This is a genomic window from Dysgonomonas termitidis, assembly GCF_054657735.1.
Genome location: NZ_BAAHYD010000001.1, coordinates 568,608 through 588,066 on the forward strand (window position 1 = coordinate 568,608; position 19,459 = coordinate 588,066).

Below are 19,459 nucleotides of genomic sequence, written 5' to 3' on the forward strand. Positions count from 1 at the left end.
ATACAACAAAAACCCGGCCTGCGATATCACAGGCCGGGTTAAGCTATCTATTTGTAAGGATATTATCTCCTCATCTTAGGCATCTTGCCTCCCTTCATCTGTGTCATCATCTTCATCATCTTACGGGTTTCGTCAAACTGCTTAATCAGCTTATTCACCTCTTGTATAGATGTACCGCTACCTTTGGCAATACGCTGGCGACGGCTTCCGTTCAGGATTTCAGGCTGAGACCTTTCTTTCGGTGTCATGGAGTAGATGATAGCCTCGATACTTTTGAAGGCATCATCATCAATGTCCAGATCCTTGATTGCTTTACCCACCCCCGGAATCATGGAAGCAAGATCTTTCAGGTTACCCATCTTCTTTATCTGCTGTATCTGCCCGATAAAGTCGTTGAAGTCGAACTGGTTCTTTGCAATCTTCTTTTGCAGGCGGCGCGCTTCTTCCTCATCGTATTGCTCCTGTGCCCTTTCCACGAGTGAAACGATGTCACCCATACCGAGGATACGGTCGGCCATACGCTCAGGGTGGAATACATCGAGTGCATCCATCTTCTCGCCTGTACCCACGAATTTGATCGGCTTATCCACTACCGAACGGATAGACAACGCAGCACCACCTCGGGTATCACCATCCAGCTTGGTTAGTACGACTCCGTCGAAGTTGAGCCTGTCGTTAAATTCCCTGGCGGTATTTACAGCATCCTGCCCTGTCATGGAGTCTACTACAAAGAGGATTTCATCAGGTTTCACAGCGTCTTTTACCGCTGTTATCTCCTTCATCATCTCCTCATCTATGGCCAGACGTCCGGCAGTATCTATAATTACAAGGTCATTTCCGTTTTGCTTGGCAAACTTGATCGCATTCTGGGCTATCTGCACCGGATTCTTGTTATCTTCTTCCGAATATACAGGAACTTCTATCTGCGTACCCAATATCTTCAACTGCTCGATAGCAGCAGGACGATAAACGTCTCCGGCTACAAGCAAAGGATTCTTGCCTTTCTTCGATTTCAGCAATTTAGCCAGCTTACCCGAGAAAGTAGTCTTACCCGAACCCTGAAGACCCGACATAAGTATAACAGCCAGGGAACCTTTCAGATTTATATCGGTTGCCGTACCTCCCATCAGGGCGGCCAGTTCGTCATGAACGATCTTCACCATCAACTGTTCTGGCTTCACGGCAGTAAGTACATTCTGTCCTAATGCCTTTTCCTTAACGGTTTCGGTAAACTGCTTAGCTGTTTTGTAGTTAACGTCGGCATCGAGTAATGCGCGGCGTACATCTTTCAGCGTTTCGGCTACATTTATTTCGGTGATCTTACCTTCACCTTTCAGGATCTTAAACGAGCGTTCTAATCTATTACTTAGACTTTCAAACATATTATTGTTGTTATTTATTATCAATGCTATATGGGAGCACAAAGATATAAACTTTTGCTATAAAGTGAAAAACTGATTGTGCTTTTCTCATCATGGATATTATATGTATATGCCAAATGATATCAGAAATCCTTATTTCCCCGCTTTGGTTCCGGCAATCTACGCTTCAATCCGGTTAACAGCAAGCAACTTGTATCGCATATCCTGCCTGCTCCTGTCTCATTTAATAATACATTTAACTTTTTCATTATTTTATTCAAACATTGTATATTTACATTTTATAAAACTCTCTCACTATATAGATAAAGATTTTCATTTCTGATGTCATCACTTTGGAATCCGTGGCATGGCTGCCACAAAATAAGCGCAGGCTGTCTCAATTGCTATATGTATCGTGGTGATGCCAGACGCGGTGTAGACAGCACTATTGTTAAGCAGACCAAGGATTTCGATAAGCCTGTAAAGAGAAAACGAAACGGAGAATATAAAATTCCTCCCGGCGGAGATGTCTTTACCTGCTTCACATCCGACTTCTTCCATGCTGATGCCGATGAATGGCGCCCCCAGGCATGGAGTATGATGCGTGAGCGCAGCGACCTCAACTTTTTGATGATAACCAAGCGAATCGACAGATTACATATAGGCCTGCCCGAAGATTGGGGAGAAGGATACGATAATGTAACCATAGCCTGCACGGTGGAAAATCAGGAAAGGGCCGATTACCGTTTACCTATTTACAAAGAAGCTCCTGTCAAACACAAGATAATCATCTGCGAACCTCTATTGGAAAGGGTTGACCTGAAACCTTATGATATAGGATCATGGGTGGAACATGTCACTGCCGGAGGAGAATCAGGAAAAGATACACGGGCATGTGATTTTGATTGGATAATGGAAATACACGACTTATGTGTAGAAAACAATATCTCTTTTTGGTTCAAACAAACAGGAACGAATTTCATAAAAGACGGGAAATCATATACGATACCCCGCCGGATGCAGCATTCGCAGGCGAGGAAAGCCGGAATAGATTATAAGAAGTATATTGGGAAAAGATAAAATTTAAAATATCTTTTCCTTTCGCTAGTTAACAAATAATCGCCTAAATTTGTTATTTATAAAAAACAGAGAAAAATCCGTGCGTTAAAATGTACCGGAGAAAAAAAGGAACAACAATGACAGATCAACTAAAAGAAATTGTATATTCGAAAGATGCGATTGAATTCGTAACAGTAGCCGTGCAATATTGCGCTTTTCTGGAAAATTTCGATGAAATCACGGAAACCGAACTGACCGATAAACTGACAAAGCTCCTTCCTCTGCTATATCTGAAGGCAACCCTCGTACCGGAAACGGATACGGTAAATGATGAAGAGCAGGAGATAACAGTTACGGAAGACATATACAATTTCATCACTTCCAAATTATACAACGTATACGTAAACAACGATACGTACCTCGAAGTATTCCTTCAGGATATGAAATACAGTGAAACGCCTATATCGGCGAGTATAAGTGAGGACCTTGCGGACATCTATCAGGATACAAAGAACTTTATCACCATATTCGAACGGGGTATTACCGAAAATATGAATGACGCCCTCTATGTATGTATGGAAAACTTCAAAACATACTGGGGACAAAAGCTTGTGAACGTATTACGGGCATTGCATTCGATAAAATACCCGACAGAACCGGATATACTCGGAGACGAAGACCTTGAACAGACTGATAGTGAAGAATTATGGTAAAAACAATTTCAAAAGAAGAATTATCCGTAATGCCAATGGAAAAATTCGAAGGGCGGATAATTGTTGTACAAAGTGAAAGTGAGGCTGAGAAAGCCGCTGCTTATCTCAAAAAACAAACGGCTATCGGATTCGATACTGAGACCCGGCCGGCTTTCCGTAAAGGTGTATCCCATCAGATTGCACTGATGCAATTATCCACAGATGACACCTGCTTTCTTTTTCGTCTGAATATAATAGGGTTACCTGATTGTTTGGCAGAAATTCTGGTAAATCCGGCAATAAAAAAAATAGGGCTCTCTTTAAAAGACGATTTTTCAGCCATTCATAAACGGAATGCAGCTTTCGTCCCATCCAATTTCATTGAACTCCAGTCTTTTGTGAAAAGTTATGGCATCGAAGACAATGGTTTACAACGTATTTATGGCATACTTTTTGAAAAAAGGATATCGAAAGGCCAGCGCCTGTCAAACTGGGAGGCGGATGTGTTATCCGATGCACAGAAAATGTATGCTGCCATTGATGCATGGGCTTGCCTTAGAATATATAATGAGTTGAAAGTAAGGGAAAAAATAGTCCCCTGATCCCCCCAAGCGGGAGTTACAGAGAGACTAAGAGATAAAATGAAGAGTCGAGGATTGCTTTTCCCAATCTTTGAATAATGAAATTTTTAAATCTTGAAATTAATCACATATGGCATTCATAGATTATTATAGCATATTGGGTGTATCTAAAGCAGCCAGTGCGGACGATATCAAGAAATCATACCGCAAACTGGCCAGAAAGTATCATCCTGATATCAACCCAAATGATGAAGAAGCGAAAAAGAAGTTCCAGCAGATAAACGAAGCTAACGAAGTGCTTTCCGATCCCGAAAAGCGGAAGAAATATGATGAATACGGCGAAAACTGGAAGCACGCCGAAGAATACGAAAAAGCCCGTCAGCAGCAATCTCAAAATGGTGGTTTTGCCGACTATGGCAGCTTTGGCGGTTTCGGGGGAGGTTCGTATAGTTTCGGAGGAGAGGATGAAGGGGGATTTTCCGATTTCTTCGAATCGCTGTTTGGAGGACGAAGATCTTCGTCGGGTAGCAGCCGTCAAAGCAGAGGGTATAGAGGACAAGACTATACTTCGGAACTGCATTTAAGCCTGCGCGATGCATCTGAAACCCATAAACGCACACTCACTTTGGATGGTAAAAACCTGCGCATAACCATTCCTGCCGGAGTTTCCGACGGGCAGGTAATAAAACTTACCGGACAAGGAGCAACTGGTAAAAACGGCGGGCCGAATGGCGACCTGTATATTACATTTGTTATAGAAGAAGATCCTAAATTTAAACGGGTAGGGAACGATTTATATACTAATGCCAACCTGAACCTGTACACAGCTGTTCTTGGCGGAGAAGAGACCGTAGACACCTTTACCGGAAAAGTAAAACTGAAAGTAGCGGCAGGGACTCAGAATGGAACAAAAGTAAGATTGAAAGGCAAAGGATTTCCTGTGTACAAAAAAGACGGACAGTTTGGAGACCTTATTATAACATACTCGATAGAGATACCCGTCAGTCTGAATAAAGAACAAAAGGAATTGTTCGAAAAGTTAGCGAAGTCTTAACCCTAAAGTATCAACGTTATGACATCAGAATTAATCATCATACAGGAGTATTGCATACAAAATCAGGTGGAACCCGACTTTATCGTACAACTCGAAAACGAAGGGCTTATACAGGTCAGTATTGTCGGGGATGAGCGCTACATACATATCTCCCAGCTGAAATACCTCGACCAGTATGTGCGGTGGTATTACGACCTTTCTATCAACGTGGCGGGTATAGATGTTATCCGGAACCTGCTGGATAAGATAGATGACATGCAGGAAGAAATACACCGCTTGAAAGAGCAGCTAAGGCTAATCGACTGATATATGGAACATCTGCGTCTACTTAAGTGTTAAACCTTATCTAAAATCAAAGTGAAATCAAGCATCATATATATTACACTAAGTATCTTATCCTTAACCAGTAATGCATAACACACAACAAAATATGAATAAAAATGAAAGTATTTAAAATTATTTCTATTCTGTATATCGTATCCATATCAGCATTCAGTCAAAATAAAGATAAGGATGTTACAATATATAAAAATGTTGATCCGCGTATCTCAACTAAAGAATTCCGTTTTGAGAATAAAAGTCCACAATTAATTTTTAATCTATCGAGAGCGTGGGCAATACATTCAAACGGTGATTCTATAAAAATAACCAGGCCCGATAGAATAGAATTTAAGGAACTGTCTGTAATAGACGCTAAAGCTGAATATAAGCAAGGTATGCTGACTATAAAAGAATACAAGAAACATCCTGTCATTATTACATATGATATCATATTGTCTTTCAATGGTAAATTAGTCACTATGCAGTTTAAAAATATCATAGCTCAAAAGAAAAACATACCTATCGGATATATCAGCCATTTCACACTTCAAAAAAGTCAAGAATATTATAAATTAATTCATGAACCGACGGAAGTAAGCATGTTTGCAACCCCAACTCATACTTTTTCCCAAAATGATGGACTAAGAAATGATATAGAAAAAATTATCAGGGGCAAACGGGCTACTGTCGGAGTTGCATTGATTGTCGATGGAAAAGACACACTGACAGTCAATAACGGATTCCATTATCCGACACAAAGCACTTACAAATTCCATTTGGCACTGGCAGTACTCGACTATCTGGATAAGAACAACCTATCGCTCGACCATAAGATATTTATTCCTAAAACCGAGCTTCTACCCGGAACCTATAGTCCTCTGAGAGACGATTATCCCGATGGAAACATCGAATTACCGGTTAGCGAAATCTTAAAATATACAGTTTCCCAGAGCGATAACAACGGATGTGATATCCTGTTCCGCTTTGTGGGTGGTACCTCCGCAGTAAACCGGTATATAATGAACCTTGGATTTTCCGATTTTGCCATTGCCGCCACTGAAGAAGAGATGCATGGCCCGTGGGAAGTACAATATACCAACTGGAGTACTCCTCTTACAGCTGCACGGGTATTGGAAAAATTCAGGACAGGCAATATACTTCCTCAGCATTTCCACGACTTTCTGTGGAATGCCATGGTGGATACTGCAACCGGACCGAAGAAGATCAAAGGCCTGCTCCCTCCGGGAACGATCGTCGCTCATAAGACAGGCTCATCTTTCCGGAATGCCGAGGGGTTGAAAGCCGCGGAAAATGATATTGCAATCATCCGGTTACCCGATGGCCGTTATTATTCACTTGCCGTTTTTGTCGCCGATTCGATGGAAGACGATGCCACGAATATGCGGATGATAGCAGAAATATCGAAGGCTGTATATGATTCCCTTACAAAATAGGCGTGAGAAGCAGCGGATTTATCTGATGGCGCCCTGCGGACATATATCCGCGCATTTCCGGCACAGGATACATTCACCTGAACTTATCTTCTTCCCTTTCGATATGTAATTTACTACATCTACGTCCATCGGACAATTACGGTTGCAGGAACCGCAAGAGGTGCACTCGTTTCCGGAAGGGCTTACCCTTATCAAAGCGATGCTTGTCTGTGCTTTCATAACCAGTGACACCGGACAGGCGATTTTGCAAAAGGCGCGTTTCTTCCTGAATTTGAAAGCAAGGATAACAGCGACAAGATAGTAAAGGCCATTGCCTGCAAGGAACCAGATCAGAGCCCCGGGTTTTCCCCCTTGCACAATACCTCCATCTTCATTTATATGATTCGTCTGCCAATCGTAACCCAGCAGAATAAAAGCTACAGGGATCAATATAGAAACAATAAATACCGGATAGCGCATGCGGGTATATTTGACCGGAATCTTAGAGTTTTCTTTTATCGGCAGCCATTCCAGGATAGCGGCTGTCCAGCAGGCCCATCCACAGAAACCACGCCCCCAGATCAACGGCCCGATAATCTTGGCAATGGTATAATGTACCAGTACCCGGGTAAATAGTCCGGTGGAAATAAATAATAATATATAAAACACATTCTCTTCCAGTTGTAGATTCTCCCGTTGCATAACTCCCAGGAAGAGAAGAAACACCGGTGAAATCATTAAAATAGTGATACGGCGCCCCAGATCTTTTTTCTTCCCCTCCAGCTGGGACGCAACCAGCGAACCGATTGTAATCCAGCCGCCAATCCAGGGGAAAATGATGCGGAAGCCCCACCAGCCTAAAGAGAATCCGAGTAAAAGCCCGATAAGTAAAGGAACAAAATGTTTGAATTTCATACGTTAAATTATTAATAGATTAATAGAGGCAAATATAGACTGTATAGAAACAGTTTCAAAAGTTCTGTGACAGACAGCTATAAATGTGACAAACAGCAAAGTTTGCCCCTTATAAGCCGGTTATAATAAAATATGAACTTATTTATCCCGCAATACGGGTACGGATGAGTTTTGTGTAGCTGCGCGACACTGGTATTTCCTCTTTTGTATATTTCAGTTTTAACTGAAATCCTAACGAATTTCCTGTGACTGAAACAACTTGTGCTATATTCACCATAAAAGCCCGGTGGCAGCGTACGATGTCAGGGTAAGATTGCAGGTCGGTTTCTATCTGACTGATGGTAGCCCTGAGTTGCTTTTGTTTTATAATATCGTTTTCCTGATAATAAAATGTAGTATAGTTCCCCGATGACTCGATGTAAAGGAGTGTTCCGGGGTTAAAGCTAAGGGAGTCTTTTGTAGTGCCACTCAATGTAATTATGCCGGAATTAGCCGGCAAAGCCTGTTGACTGGCAACCAAACGTTCGAGCAGCCTGTTGTTACTCTCTTTTGCCTCGCGCAGGTTCCGTTTCAGTGCATTATTCTGTATAAAGAATGAAATGACAATAGCAGGAACTAACCCTACCATAAATGTAGCGACCACATAGAAGGTAAAAACAGATAGGAGAACCTCTGGTTCCCTATGCCTGATAGAAATATCAAACAGAAAATTACCAATACTAATAGTCAGGATTATAATCAGTTTATTCAGTGTATTCTTCCAGGTAGTCCAACAGGCAGGGTCATAAAGTTTCCTGAATATTGCAGGGAACACATAAGTTACGATCGAAGTACATGCTGCCGTCACCAGAGAATATCCTCCTATTATCAACCATTTATTAAATTCACCTTGCAGATGGAATGGCTCGAACAGAGCGAGTAGCAGAAAGACAGCAATGAATGCAACGACAACAGTCTGCCACGGCTTTTCACTGACTGGATACGGTTGCTTTAAATATCTGATTATTCTATCCATTTGTACTCTATAAAGGATAGCAAAGATATATATTATCCCGTTATTATTTACTTATCAGGTTCTTATATACGACCGTATTCAGAAGTTCGTCTTTTCGTTGCCTCGATATAGGCAATTCCCTGTTATCGACAAAAATCCGCCCGCCGTTTATCATCTCAATGTGAGCAATATTTACCAGAAAAGACTTGTGTATTCTGAAAAAAGAATCTTTCGGGAGCATGTCCTCGAGTGAAGTCATCGTCTGGTGGATAATAAGCGTTTTATCGTTGAAATGGAGTTTCAGGTAGTTTTGCATGCTCTCCACATATAATATATCAGTCCATGCAATCTTTACAAAAGAATCCCCCTGCCGGACATACACACTGGTATTCTCGTTATACACATGGCTTTTCAGTTCAAATGCTTCCTTTGCTTTCAGCGCCGCCTGAAAAAAACGCTTGAAGGTGATAGGTTTCAATAAGTAATCGACTACCTGTAGGCGAAACCCTTCCAGCGCATATTCAGAATACGCTGTAGCAAGTATCGTTAACGGCTTATTTTCCAAGGTTTCTAAGAATTCAAGCCCGGTAAGATGGGGCATCTGGATATCCAGAAATATAAGATCTATATCTTTCTTTTTCAATATTTCCGCTGCTTCTATTGCAGAAGAACACACTCCGCTGACCTCCAGAAAGTCGAGTTTCTCTATGTAATCTATAATTCCTCCCCGTGCTATAGGTTCGTCGTCCACTACCAGACATTTCATATCAGCGAATAGTTTTTAGGTTTTATTTGTATAACCTTATAACGTAATATTTAGCCGGATAATATAAACCTGCTCATTTTCTTCTATAAATAAACTGTGTCTGTCCGGATATAGAATCTCAAGCCGCTCTCTCGCATTGATTAAACCCAGGCCTGATGCATTATTCTTTTTTATCCGCCGTAACGGTTTCGAGTTTACCACCTCCATAAATAATGAAGCCCCTTTTTGCCTGACAATGACATTTACGAATCCTGTTTCGGATATGGAACGGGAGACATGCTTAAATGCATTTTCTATAAAAGTAAAAAAGAGCAATGGCTGTATGTCTCTATCACCATTTTCTATCTGCCATGTACAATCCACACTCAATTCTTTTCCCCACCTCGTTTTTTCTACTTCGATCATATCTTTCAGAAACTGTATTTCCTGACTCAACGGCACCAGCTCTTCTTTACCATTATAAAGCTGGTAGCGGAGTATCTCAGAATATTTGACCAAGAGTTCCGAAGCCCTGTCCACATCTTTCTGCATCAGTATATAAATATGATTTAATACATTGAACATAAAATGAGGATTTATCTGTTGCTGAAGCACCTGTAATTGGGTTTTCAAATGTATTTGCCGAAGCTTGTTATGTTCATAATAGAATCTGATACCGCAAAACCCAAGATTGATAATAAAGATGGCGGGTAAGGCCATTATATACTCAATAACAACATGGTAATGCGTCCTCACAAGTTCCGAAGGCTTAAAAACGCCTGCTTCTTCCAGTTTTTCGAATATGATAAAAATCGCCAGATGAATCATTCCGGTCACTAGCATGATTACAATAAAGTGAACGACAAAACAGCGCATCTTTTTATTCCTGATCGCCTCGGGTAAGAGACTATTACTTAAATAGGACGTTATAAGGCAGGTAGGCAGGAATAAGCTAAAACAAAACAGGATAGCCTCTATAAAAGAAACCTGGTTCATATACTGAAAAAGGAATAATGCGGCCAGCATTAACCAGATCAGGGCAACAAAGGATATATAAGCTTTAGTGTGGCAATTTTTCATTTTACAAATATAACTGATTAGGAGAGAAGAAATTTACCGTTCATCATAAGCAACATGCCATTCGTCAAATACATTATCAATAAAGACTTTCCATATATAATATTTGCATAAACAAATCGTCTTAGGCATATAAAGTAATTGATACATCTATGAAATCCGTACTTATTCTCCTGCTAATAACAACTGTAAATATCGGAACAAACGCCCAGGCATTTTTAAAGGCCGAATACATTGGTTCTTCCAGCTATGAGGATATAGATAATAGCAAAACCGGAGGAAAAGGTGATGCAAAAGTAATATCGGGAGGTATACGAATACCCTTCTCGCTGAAGATGGATGAAAACAACCGGCCCACTACGTGGGGCATGACCATAGGTGGCTCATACACTTCGTTCACTAATAAGAATATACCTACAGACCTTTGTCCATCCGAAATGCTCAATGCCCAGATATCCCTGCTGCATATGAGACCTGTCAGCAAAAACTGGTCGCTCCTTGCTTCGCTCGGAGCGGGCGCATACACAGCCCATGCCGATATATCAAGGATCAAGATGAAGAATATCCTGGCACACGGCGGCGCCATCTTCATCTGGCATCTGAAAGATAACCTGGATATAGGCGGCGGATTAGCCCTAAATAACTCCTTCGGATATCCGATGGCATTCCCCGCACTCTATCTCGACTGGAGACTGGGAGGCCGCTACGAGGTCAAGGTTTCCATGATGAATGCCGTGGAAATTTCGGCAGGTATGCAGGTCCATGAAAATATCAAACTCGGTATAATCGGCGAGATGAATGGTTCGATGGTTCTGGAAGAAGTGAACGGTGAAGACATGATGTTCACGCACCAATATATGGTGGCAGGATTCCGCCCCGAATTTACCTTTGGTAAATCATTGTCCCTATCTCTTACGGCCGGCGTGTCGGCAATCCGTCCGGCATACTATACAAAAAGAACCCTCAAATCCTTTTTCAAAGCAATGGACAGGGAGCATGACCCGGAGTTTAAAGCCGCTCCTTATGCCTCTTTAGCATTGGCATACAAATTCTGATTAATCCGCAGCAAATGAAAATCATAACCAGCTTACTTACTATCATCCAGCTTATTATTAAAATAATTCAAAAATGCCTGTTCTCCTACTTCTTTCAATAACTTCTGATTTTCGATGAAGTCCTGCCCGTATTTCAGCCAGCGTTTGGCAAAGCCTTTGAATTTAGAACAGGGAAATGTCCTGCATTCGTAGCAATGTACTATTCCTCTCGACTGGCAACAAAGGTGAAATGTCTTACAATTCTCACATCTGATTTTGTTAATACCGGCACCCGGGCAGGGCTTTTTATCCCTTACATACACGGGGCATCCTCCACAGAATACGCCACAGGCAGGAACTCTGCCCGAATAATATTCAGGAGTGACTATCTCGGATTTTTCCTGTTTGTGTTTGTCCATTATATCAATCGGTTAGTTTAAGATGTAACTAAGATAAGGATTTTGTATCTTTGCCATTCTCAAATTAAGAAAGTCTTATGAAAGAATATAATATACTCTTTGTCTGTCTCGGAAATATCTGCCGCTCTCCCGCCGCCGAAGGTATCCTCAAAAGAATGGTCAGGGAACACGGACTGCAAGATAAAATATCTGTCGATTCGGCAGGGACATCAGGCTACCACGATGGCGACCTGCCCGACCACCGGATGAGACAGCACGGTGCACGCAGGGGCTATAAGTTCGATTCACTGTCGCGCAGGTTTACAAGCCGCGATTTTGACCGGTCTGATGTCATACTGGCTATGGACGACAGCAACTACCATAACATCATGCGCCTTGCTCCTGATTTGGAATCGGAAAAGAAAGTGTACCGAATGGCAGATTTTTCGAAACGATTCGGCCACGACCATATCCCCGACCCCTATTATTCGGGTGCCGATGGCTTCGAACTAGTTCTCGATCTACTGGAAGACGCATGTGAAGGATTACTGGATAAACTGAAGAAAAATGAACTGTAATTAGTTCACCCTGTCTATCTCCCCTCCTTCAAAAAAGTTGATTATATTCTTTGCTACTTCCTGTTCCATATCGAGGCGGGCGGCATATGTTTTTGTTCCGGCATGAGGGGAAAGCACTACATTATCCAACCCGATAAGTTCCTGCGGGATTTTCGGCTCGTTCTCGTACACATCCAGTCCGGCAGCATATATTTCCCCCTCCTGTAAGGCCTTAGCCAGAGCCTGAGCATCTACCAGCTGCCCGCGGGCAGTATTGATAAGGATAGCCGTTTTTTTCATCCTGTTCAATTCCGGTTCTCCTATCAGGTGGTATGTTTCGGCTGTTGCAGGCGCATTCAGCGATACAATATCAGATTCTCGGAGCAATGTATCGAAATCTACATACACCGCGCCGTATTTCTCTTCCACCTCCTTAGGCAAGGCATGCCTGTTGTGATAGATAATTTTCATACCCGAAGCCACTGCGCGACGGGCTATCGCCTGCCCGATACGTCCCATACCGTATATGCCGAGCGTCTGCCCATAGACAGGCATGCCCAGATCGCCATACAGACTCCAGTCAAGACGCACTCCATTATGCAGCTTATGACTGTAATAGGCTACCTTACGTGCGGTTGCCATTATCATGGCAAAGCATAGTTCCGCGGTCGGTTCCAGTACCGATTGGGGGGTGTTTGTCACCGTAATGCCTTTTGCGGCTGCGTAAGCGGTATCTATATTGTTGTATCCCACGCCATAATTGGCTATCAGTTGCAGTTTTTTGCCTGCATTTATCATTTCCTCATCGGTCTGGAATGAGAAATTAGGGACGAAAGCATCCGCATCTGCTATCTGTTCCAGTATTTCTGCCCTCGTAAACAATTGTTTTTCGGGATATACAACGTCATACTTTCCTTCAAGGGAAGCAAATCCTTCTCTTACGAAATTATGTCCCATCAATATCTTTTTCATACTGTTACCTTTTTATAAGATTCCTTTATCTATGAGCATTTCCCGTACTTTCACCCAATCTACATAGGGCCTGTCGGCCCCGGGGTCATTAGTAATCAGCGGACAACCCAGATTGGCATCGTCTATATAGAGATGCCCGTAAGCTTTTGGCGAAGAAGTCCAGAATCGCTGTGTAGGATTTTTCTGTATGCCGTATAACGGGATATTATTATCGGCAAACCATTGTACAGCTTCGGTCAGTACATTTTCTTCCACCACGACTTCCTGTCCGTCTATTTTCTTTTTTTTCTTACGGTCGCTCCGCATCGAAAAAAGGATTAGTTTGTGACCTTTTTCCGTCAGTTCTTTCAGGACAGGCACTGCTCCTATATCTTTCCCTATTTTGGGAAATTCGTGCGATACGCATGTACCGTCAAAATCCAGACATATATCCATAATTGTATTTCCAGTTAAAATCCAAACAAATTGGATGATTATTTTTAATTAATTTCAGTTTTATATCTTTATGTCAGGATGTTAAGAGGAAACAGGCACTGCTGGGGAGCAACCTGTCAGCAATAAACATCCTGACGGTACGCGGTAACGCTACTTGGGAGGCCGGTTTTCTGCCTCTCTTTTTAAGTTACCGATACTGTCCGTATGGCTTAAAAAACCCGATATTAAATCCTTCGGTAAACAGACTTTCCACAGCGGTCAGTCTCTGCCGCAAGTTCCTGCATTAGTTCACAAAGGCGAGAGGAGCAAACTTTTTTAAGCGGACTTCAAAGCCGCAACAATTATGTAGTATTCTCTCTCGGAAAATCCGTCTACCGGAAGGAAGTTCTCTCTATGACACAATACCATTGATATATTCTGTTTTGTGTTTCAGTACGAAGAATAATCTGTTAACCAGTTTACGCGCCACCTTTACGATGGCTTTGCTTGGAGCCATCCTTTTGCAGTTATGCGTGTAGATCAGGTTCATTGCAGGATCTTGCCGGATTGCCACCCACGCGGCCTCAATCAGATTACAGCGCATAGCAGCGTGCTTGCGCACGGTAATATCTCCTGTCCCATCTTTTTCTCCGCTTGAATGACACATGGGGATCATACCGATATAAGCCGCCAGTTGTTCGGCATTCCTGAAACGGGATATGTCGCATATCTCCGACAGGAACACCATACCCGTGGCCTGACCGATACCCGGAACTGTCATGATTAACCGTAGCGGTTCGCGGAACTGTTCCGTCCTGGCCAGAGCCCGCAAGGCCCGCGTCATCTCCAGCTTCTGCCTGCGCAATTCCTCCAGATGCCTGATCCGGATGTCAAGCGACTGACGGCCGACAGATGTGAGTGTCTGTACCTCCTTCAGCCAGACGATGAAGCGCTTCGACCAATTAGAGTACGGCTCCAGATACTCTACGGGAATCTCTATCCCCAGATAGCGTAACTGTGACTTGATGCGGTTCTTCTGCCGGGTCATGTCTTTCGTTATCGAGTTTTTCAATCTTATCAAAGAACGCATCTCCAATGACACACTGTCCGGCGTGTAGATGCCTTTCAGCTCTTTAGCCCGCAGGCTTCGCGCCAGTTTTCCACTGTCTATGGAATCGGTCTTACGCAGCTTTTCACTGCTTTTGGTCGGAACATCGGCCGGATTTACAACAATATTATCAATTCCTAACCCTGTCAATCTTTCATGTATCCAAAAACCACAGAATCCCGCTTCGTATACCGAGTGATAATCCGCTCCCGGATAATTCGTGACCAGAAACTTATACAACGCTTCCGGTTCTGGTATTTGGCTAAACTTCTTCATTACAGAGGTTTCCGACAAAACTGTTACCGACCAACTCTTCAAATGAACATCTATCCCTACATAGATATTTTGTCCTTTGAAATCTAATTCCTTTCTTTGTCTCATAAGCTATATTCTTTGAGGTTAATAAGTAAGTAATCTCTATTACTAAAATTAACCAAAAACATATAGCTTATTTTTTCTACTCAGCCATCGCTTCCGATTTTAAACATAGGAACTTATTATATTTATTGTAATGTAATAATATTCATTTTTTAGTTACAGGTTGTGACTCGTAACTGTGTTGTTAAAACCTGACATATCTGACAACTTTGTTACAAGATACAAGTAGACAAGTAAACGGGTTAAAAAATTTGTATCTTGTATCTCGTCTACTTGTAGCTTTTTTCAAAAGGTAACAACCAACGGTCACAGGAGCGAAGCGTATGTAAAAGTAACAGTCTTTTTAGCCTTTGTGCCCTTTGTGATTTCCTTCGTGTACTTGGTGGTTAAAACTCTTTACCACAAGGGACACAAAGAGTTACACAAAGAACACTATTTACAGTAAACAGTCATCAGTGAACAACTTGTTTCTTGTCTACCCGTAACTTGTAACTGCCCGAAGGGCGCAGAAATAACATTCGCCGAAGCGAAGGTGAGGCAAACTTGTAACTTTTTTCAAAAGGTAACAAAGGTTACACTATTTCATTCATTTGCTAATTTGCTAATATGCTAATTTACAAATCTGCTAATTCATTTTTTCAAAGAGCTAATAGCTATCAGCTAAAGGCTAACAGCTTATACATATAGATAAAATTATATAAATAAAGTAACACCCGGCCTTTAAATATTAGCGCGCATTACTAATCATATTATTGTTCAAACGCCATACGGTACACATTTGTTTCTTTGCGTGCAAAATTCAGAGACTGATAAAGCTTATTGGCCGCTACGCGTGAAGGATTGGATGTCAGCATCAATGAACCGGCTCCCAACGATCCTGCAAAGCTTATCGCATGTTCTACAAGTAATCTGCCTAAGCCCTGCCCGCGGTATGAATCGTCAACTACAACATCTTCGATCCATGCCTTTATCCCTGTCGGGCTTTTATATACGCCGACAGTAAGCATGCCGGCAATATTCCCACCATCGGTAATAAAGAACAGATAACTATTATCTGAAGCCAGTAGCTTCCTATAATATGATTCTGTCAAATGAATCGTACCGGAAGATATTAATGTCCCGGTAAGTTTTTGTACAGCCTTAAACCCTTCCTGCGTAAACTTTTTGTACAGCCTTAAACCCTTCCTGCGTAAACTCTCTGATCTCCGATATTTCCATAATTGAATAATAATCCGGGCAAATGAAGATACCCGTTTCCCTTCGCCCGATTAATTTATAAAAAACAGAAACCCAGACTGTAAAGCCCGGGTTTCATATATCCTTAACATGACAGAACAAACTTATTTGTTGTCTATCTTCTCTGTAGTACCTTTTATATCATCTTCAAGGCCGTTTACCCCGTCTTTGAAGTTCTTGATGCCTTTTCCGATACCTTTCATAAGTTCAGGAATTTTCTTTCCCCCGAATAATAATAAAACAACAATGGCGATGATAATAATCTCCCCGGTCCCAAGGTTGCCTAGAAATAATAATGTGTTCATCTGGTTTATCTCAATTATATTTACTTATTAAATAATTAGTTCGCTAAAGTAGTCAGAATAATATTATTCCAGTCATTTTTTTGCATTTTTTATATTCAATTCGCGTCAAATCTCAGATTGCTATTATTTAAAATGGCTGGAGATGCTGACCGTCCATCATAATTTAATAAAGAAGTGGCTGTTTCAAAAGTAATATTGCGCTAACAAAGTATTACTTCCTATTATCATTGGCTCCGCTTCGCTCTGCCGAACGTTGTTTCTGAACGGAGTGAAGAATCTCGACTTTGAAAAGGGAGATGTTTCACTCCGTTCAACATGACAACCAACGGTCACAGGAGCAAAAAGATAGTAAAAAATACTTTTGAGACAGCCATTTCTCTCACCTGTTTATTATTTAATTACTCTTTTGATAACGCAATGTTTGGTTTGGCTTCGATATAGACGGCGCAACAGATTCGCCGGATGTACCCCAGTCCTTGTTCGGATTACTTCCCAAAACGAACTTTATATCAGCCCCGTTCTTTATGTCGTTATAGGTTATATAAGTCTTGTTATACTCCTTCCCGTTGAGGGTCATAGACTGGATATAGACATTCTGTTTGCTATAATTCTCTGTAGTCATGGATATTTTCTTTCCATTGCCGAGAGTCATCTCTACGGCTTCAAGCCCAGGGGAACCGATAGCATATATATTGCTCGACGGACAAGTGGGATAGAAGCCCATACAGTTGAAGATATACCATGCCGACATCTGTCCGCAATCATCATTCCCGCTTAACGCATCAGGTTTGTTTCCGTAGAAGGTATCCAGTACATAACGTATCTTTTCCTGTCCTTTCCATGGCTGTTTCACATAATTGTAGAGATATAGTATCTGGTGGCAGGGCTCGTTGCCATGCCAGTATGCCCCGATACGTCCCTGTATATCGTGCGCCCCCGGGATATCATCCGGCAACTCCATTGTGAACATGGAATCGAGACGCTGGGCAAATATCTCGTCCCCTCCCATTTCATTGATATATCCTTGTACGTCCTGAGGCACATACCATGTGTACTGGTAAGTGAATCCTTCGGTAATATCACCCCAACCGTGTACCGACCCCGGCCCGGTGTAAGCGACCGCATCGAAAGGTGTACGCCATTCTCCATGAGAGTCGCGCCCCCGCATAAATCCGGATTCCGGGTCTATCAGGTTCTGATAAGCAAGCGAACGGTTCAGGAAGTATTTATAGTCTTCTTCTTTACCCAGTTTCTTTGCGGCCATAGCTACACAGTAATCATCATAAGCATATTCCAGTGTCTTGGATACAGATTCCCGTTCCTTATCGAATGGCACCCAGCCCAACGCGGTATATTCAGGCAGGCAATCGTAGTTAGGATTCATCGCAGTCCTTTTCATCGCCTGATAAGCCCGTTCGTAGTCGAACCCTTTCACATCTTTTACAATGGCATCAGCAATAGCGGACACGGCATGATAGCCAATCATACACCATGTTTCATTTCCATAGAAAGACCAGATAGGCAGCATATGCTCCACACTCTGGTCGTAATGCGCCAGCATGGAATTTACCATATCGGCATTACGTTCAGGGTTTATGAGATTGAGTAGCGGATGATGGGCACGATAAGTATCCCATAGAGAGAATACTGTATAATTGGTGAATTTACCGGCCTGATGTATATTCGAGTCATGTCCCCTGTAATTATTGTCCGCGTCCTGATAAACAAAAGGATGCAGGGACGCATGATAAACCGAAGTGTAGAATGTTTCCAGTTGCTCTTTTGTGCCTTTGGCCTTGAATTTACCAAGTTCTTTTGCCCATAATATTTCACCTTGTTTCTTAAGGCTTTCGAAATTTTGATTATCGAGTTCTTTCAGGTTTGTATATGCGCCTGAAGTTCCTGTTGATGATATAGCGACCTTTACTTCTATTCCGGCTCCGTCTTTTGTATCGAAATCGAGCCATCCCATGATTTTATTCCCATAGGCAACACGGTCGCTCCGGAAACGCTTTGTATCATAGATAACAGGCTTGCCGTCCTGCATGATACCCGAACGGGTAAACGGTTTGGAGAACCGGGCTACAAAGTAGACATAGCGTTCAGGCCCCCATCCGTTCACGAGCTTAAAACCGCAGATGGTAGAATCGTTCTCTATACGGAGTTGCGACCATGTTGTTTTGAACCATTGTACATGGTCCATATCCACCATAACAAATGCGCTGTCTGTTTTAGGAAATGTGAATTTGAAAATACCCGAACGTAAGCCCGAGGTCATTTCGGCTTTCACATCATAATCCAGCAAGTCGACTCCATAGTAGTTTGGAGAAGCCCATTCTCTTTCATGGCTGTATCGTGAGCGATATCCCTCACCGGGATTTTCATGTGTTCCGGGTATAAATTTTTTCTCTCCTGTCCCCGGGATGAAAAGGAAGTCGCCAAGATCGGGAATCCCCGTACCACTGAGATGTGTGAGACTGAAACCCATAATGGTCATATGGTCGTATTTATAACCGGAAGCGGCATCATAATAATCTTTATCAGTGTCGGGACTTATCTGTATCCCCCCGAAAGGTATCTGCGAACCGGGATAGACGTTTCCGAATCCGGATGTACCCACAAAAGGATTTACATAGGCATTGAGGGACAGGTCCGCCGATTCATCCGCAATCTGAGTTTTTTCCTTACATGACGAGACCAGCAATAAGGCCGAGAGAAGGAGCCCTAAGGGCAATTTACTTTTCATATTATCTTTTTTAGCGTGTAGTTAAGGTCGCAGACCTATTTATTACTCTGGTATGCACAATAACTAACATAGGTTATCA

General features: G+C 42.2%; 21 protein-coding genes. 8 read left to right on the top strand and 13 right to left on the bottom strand.

What is annotated here, in order from left to right:
* Positions 1 to 62 precede the first annotated feature (62 nt).
* The gene (gene ffh / locus ACYQ3L_RS02245; RefSeq protein WP_379997829.1) at positions 63 to 1,382 is read right to left on the bottom strand and encodes a signal recognition particle protein; all 1,320 of its coding nucleotides are present in this window, start codon (positions 1,380 to 1,382) and stop codon (positions 63 to 65) included.
* Positions 1,383 to 1,504: 122 nt separating this feature from the next.
* Entirely contained in the window at positions 1,505 to 1,630 is a 126-nt protein-coding gene (locus ACYQ3L_RS02250) for a hypothetical protein (protein ID WP_379997831.1), read from the bottom strand.
* A gap of 73 nt (positions 1,631 to 1,703) precedes the next feature.
* Between ACYQ3L_RS02250 and ACYQ3L_RS02255 the strand changes: the two genes are divergently transcribed.
* From ACYQ3L_RS02255 to bla, 6 genes are all read left to right on the top strand, one after another.
* A complete protein-coding gene (locus ACYQ3L_RS02255) occupies positions 1,704 to 2,441 on the top strand; it encodes a DUF5131 family protein (RefSeq protein WP_379997833.1) in 738 nt (245 codons plus the stop codon).
* A gap of 116 nt (positions 2,442 to 2,557) precedes the next feature.
* Positions 2,558 to 3,133 carry a DUF5063 domain-containing protein gene (locus ACYQ3L_RS02260; RefSeq protein ID WP_379997835.1) on the top strand — a complete coding sequence of 192 codons (576 nt, stop codon included), beginning with the start codon at positions 2,558 to 2,560 and terminating at the stop codon, positions 3,131 to 3,133.
* On the top strand, positions 3,127 to 3,714 hold the full coding sequence (locus tag ACYQ3L_RS02265) for a 3'-5' exonuclease (protein WP_379997837.1): 588 nt from the start codon (positions 3,127 to 3,129) through the stop codon (positions 3,712 to 3,714). Before ACYQ3L_RS02260 ends, ACYQ3L_RS02265 begins: the two co-directional genes overlap by 7 nt.
* 109 nt (positions 3,715 to 3,823) lie before the next feature.
* Complete coding sequence (locus ACYQ3L_RS02270) at positions 3,824 to 4,747, top strand: DnaJ C-terminal domain-containing protein (protein WP_379997839.1); 924 nt, start codon at positions 3,824 to 3,826, stop codon at positions 4,745 to 4,747.
* A gap of 18 nt (positions 4,748 to 4,765) precedes the next feature.
* Positions 4,766 to 5,053 (top strand): chaperone modulator CbpM, encoded by a 288-nt coding sequence (locus ACYQ3L_RS02275; RefSeq protein WP_379997841.1) that lies wholly within the window; start codon positions 4,766 to 4,768, stop codon positions 5,051 to 5,053.
* 134 nt (positions 5,054 to 5,187) lie between these two features.
* Entirely contained in the window at positions 5,188 to 6,522 is a 1,335-nt protein-coding gene (bla, locus tag ACYQ3L_RS02280) for a class A beta-lactamase, subclass A2 (protein WP_379997843.1), read from the top strand.
* Positions 6,523 to 6,540: 18 nt separating this feature from the next.
* Here bla and ACYQ3L_RS02285 read toward each other — a convergent pair whose 3' ends face one another.
* The 4 genes from ACYQ3L_RS02285 to ACYQ3L_RS02300 all read right to left on the bottom strand — a co-directional run bounded on the left by ACYQ3L_RS02285 (position 6,541) and on the right by ACYQ3L_RS02300 (position 10,235).
* Complete coding sequence (locus ACYQ3L_RS02285; protein ID WP_379997845.1) at positions 6,541 to 7,416, bottom strand: 4Fe-4S binding protein; 876 nt, start codon at positions 7,414 to 7,416, stop codon at positions 6,541 to 6,543.
* A 142-nt stretch (positions 7,417 to 7,558) separates the two neighbouring features.
* Positions 7,559 to 8,431 carry a LytR/AlgR family response regulator transcription factor gene (locus tag ACYQ3L_RS02290; RefSeq protein ID WP_379997847.1) on the bottom strand — a complete coding sequence of 291 codons (873 nt, stop codon included), beginning with the start codon at positions 8,429 to 8,431 and terminating at the stop codon, positions 7,559 to 7,561.
* 43 nt (positions 8,432 to 8,474) lie between these two features.
* The gene (locus ACYQ3L_RS02295; protein ID WP_379997849.1) at positions 8,475 to 9,176 is read right to left on the bottom strand and encodes a LytR/AlgR family response regulator transcription factor; all 702 of its coding nucleotides are present in this window, start codon (positions 9,174 to 9,176) and stop codon (positions 8,475 to 8,477) included.
* A 36-nt stretch (positions 9,177 to 9,212) separates the two neighbouring features.
* Positions 9,213 to 10,235, bottom strand: a complete 1,023-nt coding sequence (locus ACYQ3L_RS02300) for a sensor histidine kinase (protein ID WP_379997851.1) — start codon at positions 10,233 to 10,235, stop codon at positions 9,213 to 9,215.
* Between the two features lie 149 nt (positions 10,236 to 10,384).
* Between ACYQ3L_RS02300 and ACYQ3L_RS02305 the strand changes: the two genes are divergently transcribed.
* Complete coding sequence (locus ACYQ3L_RS02305; protein WP_379997853.1) at positions 10,385 to 11,287, top strand: DUF6268 family outer membrane beta-barrel protein; 903 nt, start codon at positions 10,385 to 10,387, stop codon at positions 11,285 to 11,287.
* A 32-nt stretch (positions 11,288 to 11,319) separates the two neighbouring features.
* On the opposite strand, the gene ACYQ3L_RS02310 is transcribed toward ACYQ3L_RS02305, so the two are convergent.
* On the bottom strand, positions 11,320 to 11,685 hold the full coding sequence (locus ACYQ3L_RS02310; RefSeq protein ID WP_379997855.1) for a DUF3795 domain-containing protein: 366 nt from the start codon (positions 11,683 to 11,685) through the stop codon (positions 11,320 to 11,322).
* 77 nt (positions 11,686 to 11,762) lie between these two features.
* On the opposite strand from ACYQ3L_RS02310, the gene ACYQ3L_RS02315 reads away from it, so the two are divergent.
* Positions 11,763 to 12,242 (top strand): low molecular weight protein-tyrosine-phosphatase, encoded by a 480-nt coding sequence (locus tag ACYQ3L_RS02315; RefSeq protein WP_379997857.1) that lies wholly within the window; start codon positions 11,763 to 11,765, stop codon positions 12,240 to 12,242.
* Here the strand turns inward: ACYQ3L_RS02315 and ACYQ3L_RS02320 are convergent, their stop codons facing one another.
* The 6 genes from ACYQ3L_RS02320 to ACYQ3L_RS02345 form a co-directional block, all read right to left on the bottom strand.
* On the bottom strand, positions 12,243 to 13,193 hold the full coding sequence (locus ACYQ3L_RS02320; protein WP_379997859.1) for an NAD(P)-dependent oxidoreductase: 951 nt from the start codon (positions 13,191 to 13,193) through the stop codon (positions 12,243 to 12,245).
* Between the two features lie 12 nt (positions 13,194 to 13,205).
* On the bottom strand, positions 13,206 to 13,628 hold the full coding sequence (locus ACYQ3L_RS02325; protein WP_379997861.1) for a hypothetical protein: 423 nt from the start codon (positions 13,626 to 13,628) through the stop codon (positions 13,206 to 13,208).
* Positions 13,629 to 14,019: 391 nt separating this feature from the next.
* The gene (locus tag ACYQ3L_RS02330) at positions 14,020 to 15,096 is read right to left on the bottom strand and encodes an IS110 family RNA-guided transposase (RefSeq protein ID WP_380002099.1); all 1,077 of its coding nucleotides are present in this window, start codon (positions 15,094 to 15,096) and stop codon (positions 14,020 to 14,022) included.
* Positions 15,097 to 15,842: 746 nt separating this feature from the next.
* Entirely contained in the window at positions 15,843 to 16,184 is a 342-nt protein-coding gene (locus ACYQ3L_RS02335; RefSeq protein ID WP_379994558.1) for a GNAT family N-acetyltransferase, read from the bottom strand.
* Between the two features lie 249 nt (positions 16,185 to 16,433).
* A complete protein-coding gene (gene tatA, locus ACYQ3L_RS02340; RefSeq protein ID WP_006800774.1) occupies positions 16,434 to 16,634 on the bottom strand; it encodes a twin-arginine translocase TatA/TatE family subunit in 201 nt (66 codons plus the stop codon).
* Positions 16,635 to 17,028: 394 nt separating this feature from the next.
* Complete coding sequence (locus ACYQ3L_RS02345; protein WP_379994557.1) at positions 17,029 to 19,380, bottom strand: GH92 family glycosyl hydrolase; 2,352 nt, start codon at positions 19,378 to 19,380, stop codon at positions 17,029 to 17,031.
* Positions 19,381 to 19,459: the final 79 nt, after the last annotated feature.

Excerpts from the sequence above, each read along its gene's own strand:
- ffh (WP_379997829.1), bottom strand. The coding sequence starts at position 1,382 with ATGTTTGAAAGTCTAAGTAATAGATTAGAACGCTCGTTTAAGATCCTG.
- ACYQ3L_RS02250 (WP_379997831.1), bottom strand. The coding sequence starts at position 1,630 with ATGAAAAAGTTAAATGTATTATTAAATGAGACAGGAGCAGGCAGGATA.
- ACYQ3L_RS02255 (WP_379997833.1), top strand. The coding sequence starts at position 1,704 with ATGTCATCACTTTGGAATCCGTGGCATGGCTGCCACAAAATAAGCGCA.
- ACYQ3L_RS02260 (WP_379997835.1), top strand. The coding sequence starts at position 2,558 with ATGACAGATCAACTAAAAGAAATTGTATATTCGAAAGATGCGATTGAA.
- ACYQ3L_RS02265 (WP_379997837.1), top strand. The coding sequence starts at position 3,127 with ATGGTAAAAACAATTTCAAAAGAAGAATTATCCGTAATGCCAATGGAA.
- ACYQ3L_RS02270 (WP_379997839.1), top strand. The coding sequence starts at position 3,824 with ATGGCATTCATAGATTATTATAGCATATTGGGTGTATCTAAAGCAGCC.
- ACYQ3L_RS02275 (WP_379997841.1), top strand. The coding sequence starts at position 4,766 with ATGACATCAGAATTAATCATCATACAGGAGTATTGCATACAAAATCAG.
- bla (WP_379997843.1), top strand. The coding sequence starts at position 5,188 with ATGAAAGTATTTAAAATTATTTCTATTCTGTATATCGTATCCATATCA.
- ACYQ3L_RS02285 (WP_379997845.1), bottom strand. The coding sequence starts at position 7,416 with ATGAAATTCAAACATTTTGTTCCTTTACTTATCGGGCTTTTACTCGGA.
- ACYQ3L_RS02290 (WP_379997847.1), bottom strand. The coding sequence starts at position 8,431 with ATGGATAGAATAATCAGATATTTAAAGCAACCGTATCCAGTCAGTGAA.
- ACYQ3L_RS02295 (WP_379997849.1), bottom strand. The coding sequence starts at position 9,176 with ATGAAATGTCTGGTAGTGGACGACGAACCTATAGCACGGGGAGGAATT.
- ACYQ3L_RS02300 (WP_379997851.1), bottom strand. The coding sequence starts at position 10,235 with ATGAAAAATTGCCACACTAAAGCTTATATATCCTTTGTTGCCCTGATC.
- ACYQ3L_RS02305 (WP_379997853.1), top strand. The coding sequence starts at position 10,385 with ATGAAATCCGTACTTATTCTCCTGCTAATAACAACTGTAAATATCGGA.
- ACYQ3L_RS02310 (WP_379997855.1), bottom strand. The coding sequence starts at position 11,685 with ATGGACAAACACAAACAGGAAAAATCCGAGATAGTCACTCCTGAATAT.
- ACYQ3L_RS02315 (WP_379997857.1), top strand. The coding sequence starts at position 11,763 with ATGAAAGAATATAATATACTCTTTGTCTGTCTCGGAAATATCTGCCGC.
- ACYQ3L_RS02320 (WP_379997859.1), bottom strand. The coding sequence starts at position 13,193 with ATGAAAAAGATATTGATGGGACATAATTTCGTAAGAGAAGGATTTGCT.
- ACYQ3L_RS02325 (WP_379997861.1), bottom strand. The coding sequence starts at position 13,628 with ATGGATATATGTCTGGATTTTGACGGTACATGCGTATCGCACGAATTT.
- ACYQ3L_RS02330 (WP_380002099.1), bottom strand. The coding sequence starts at position 15,096 with ATGAGACAAAGAAAGGAATTAGATTTCAAAGGACAAAATATCTATGTA.
- tatA (WP_006800774.1), bottom strand. The coding sequence starts at position 16,634 with ATGAACACATTATTATTTCTAGGCAACCTTGGGACCGGGGAGATTATT.
- ACYQ3L_RS02345 (WP_379994557.1), bottom strand. The coding sequence starts at position 19,380 with ATGAAAAGTAAATTGCCCTTAGGGCTCCTTCTCTCGGCCTTATTGCTG.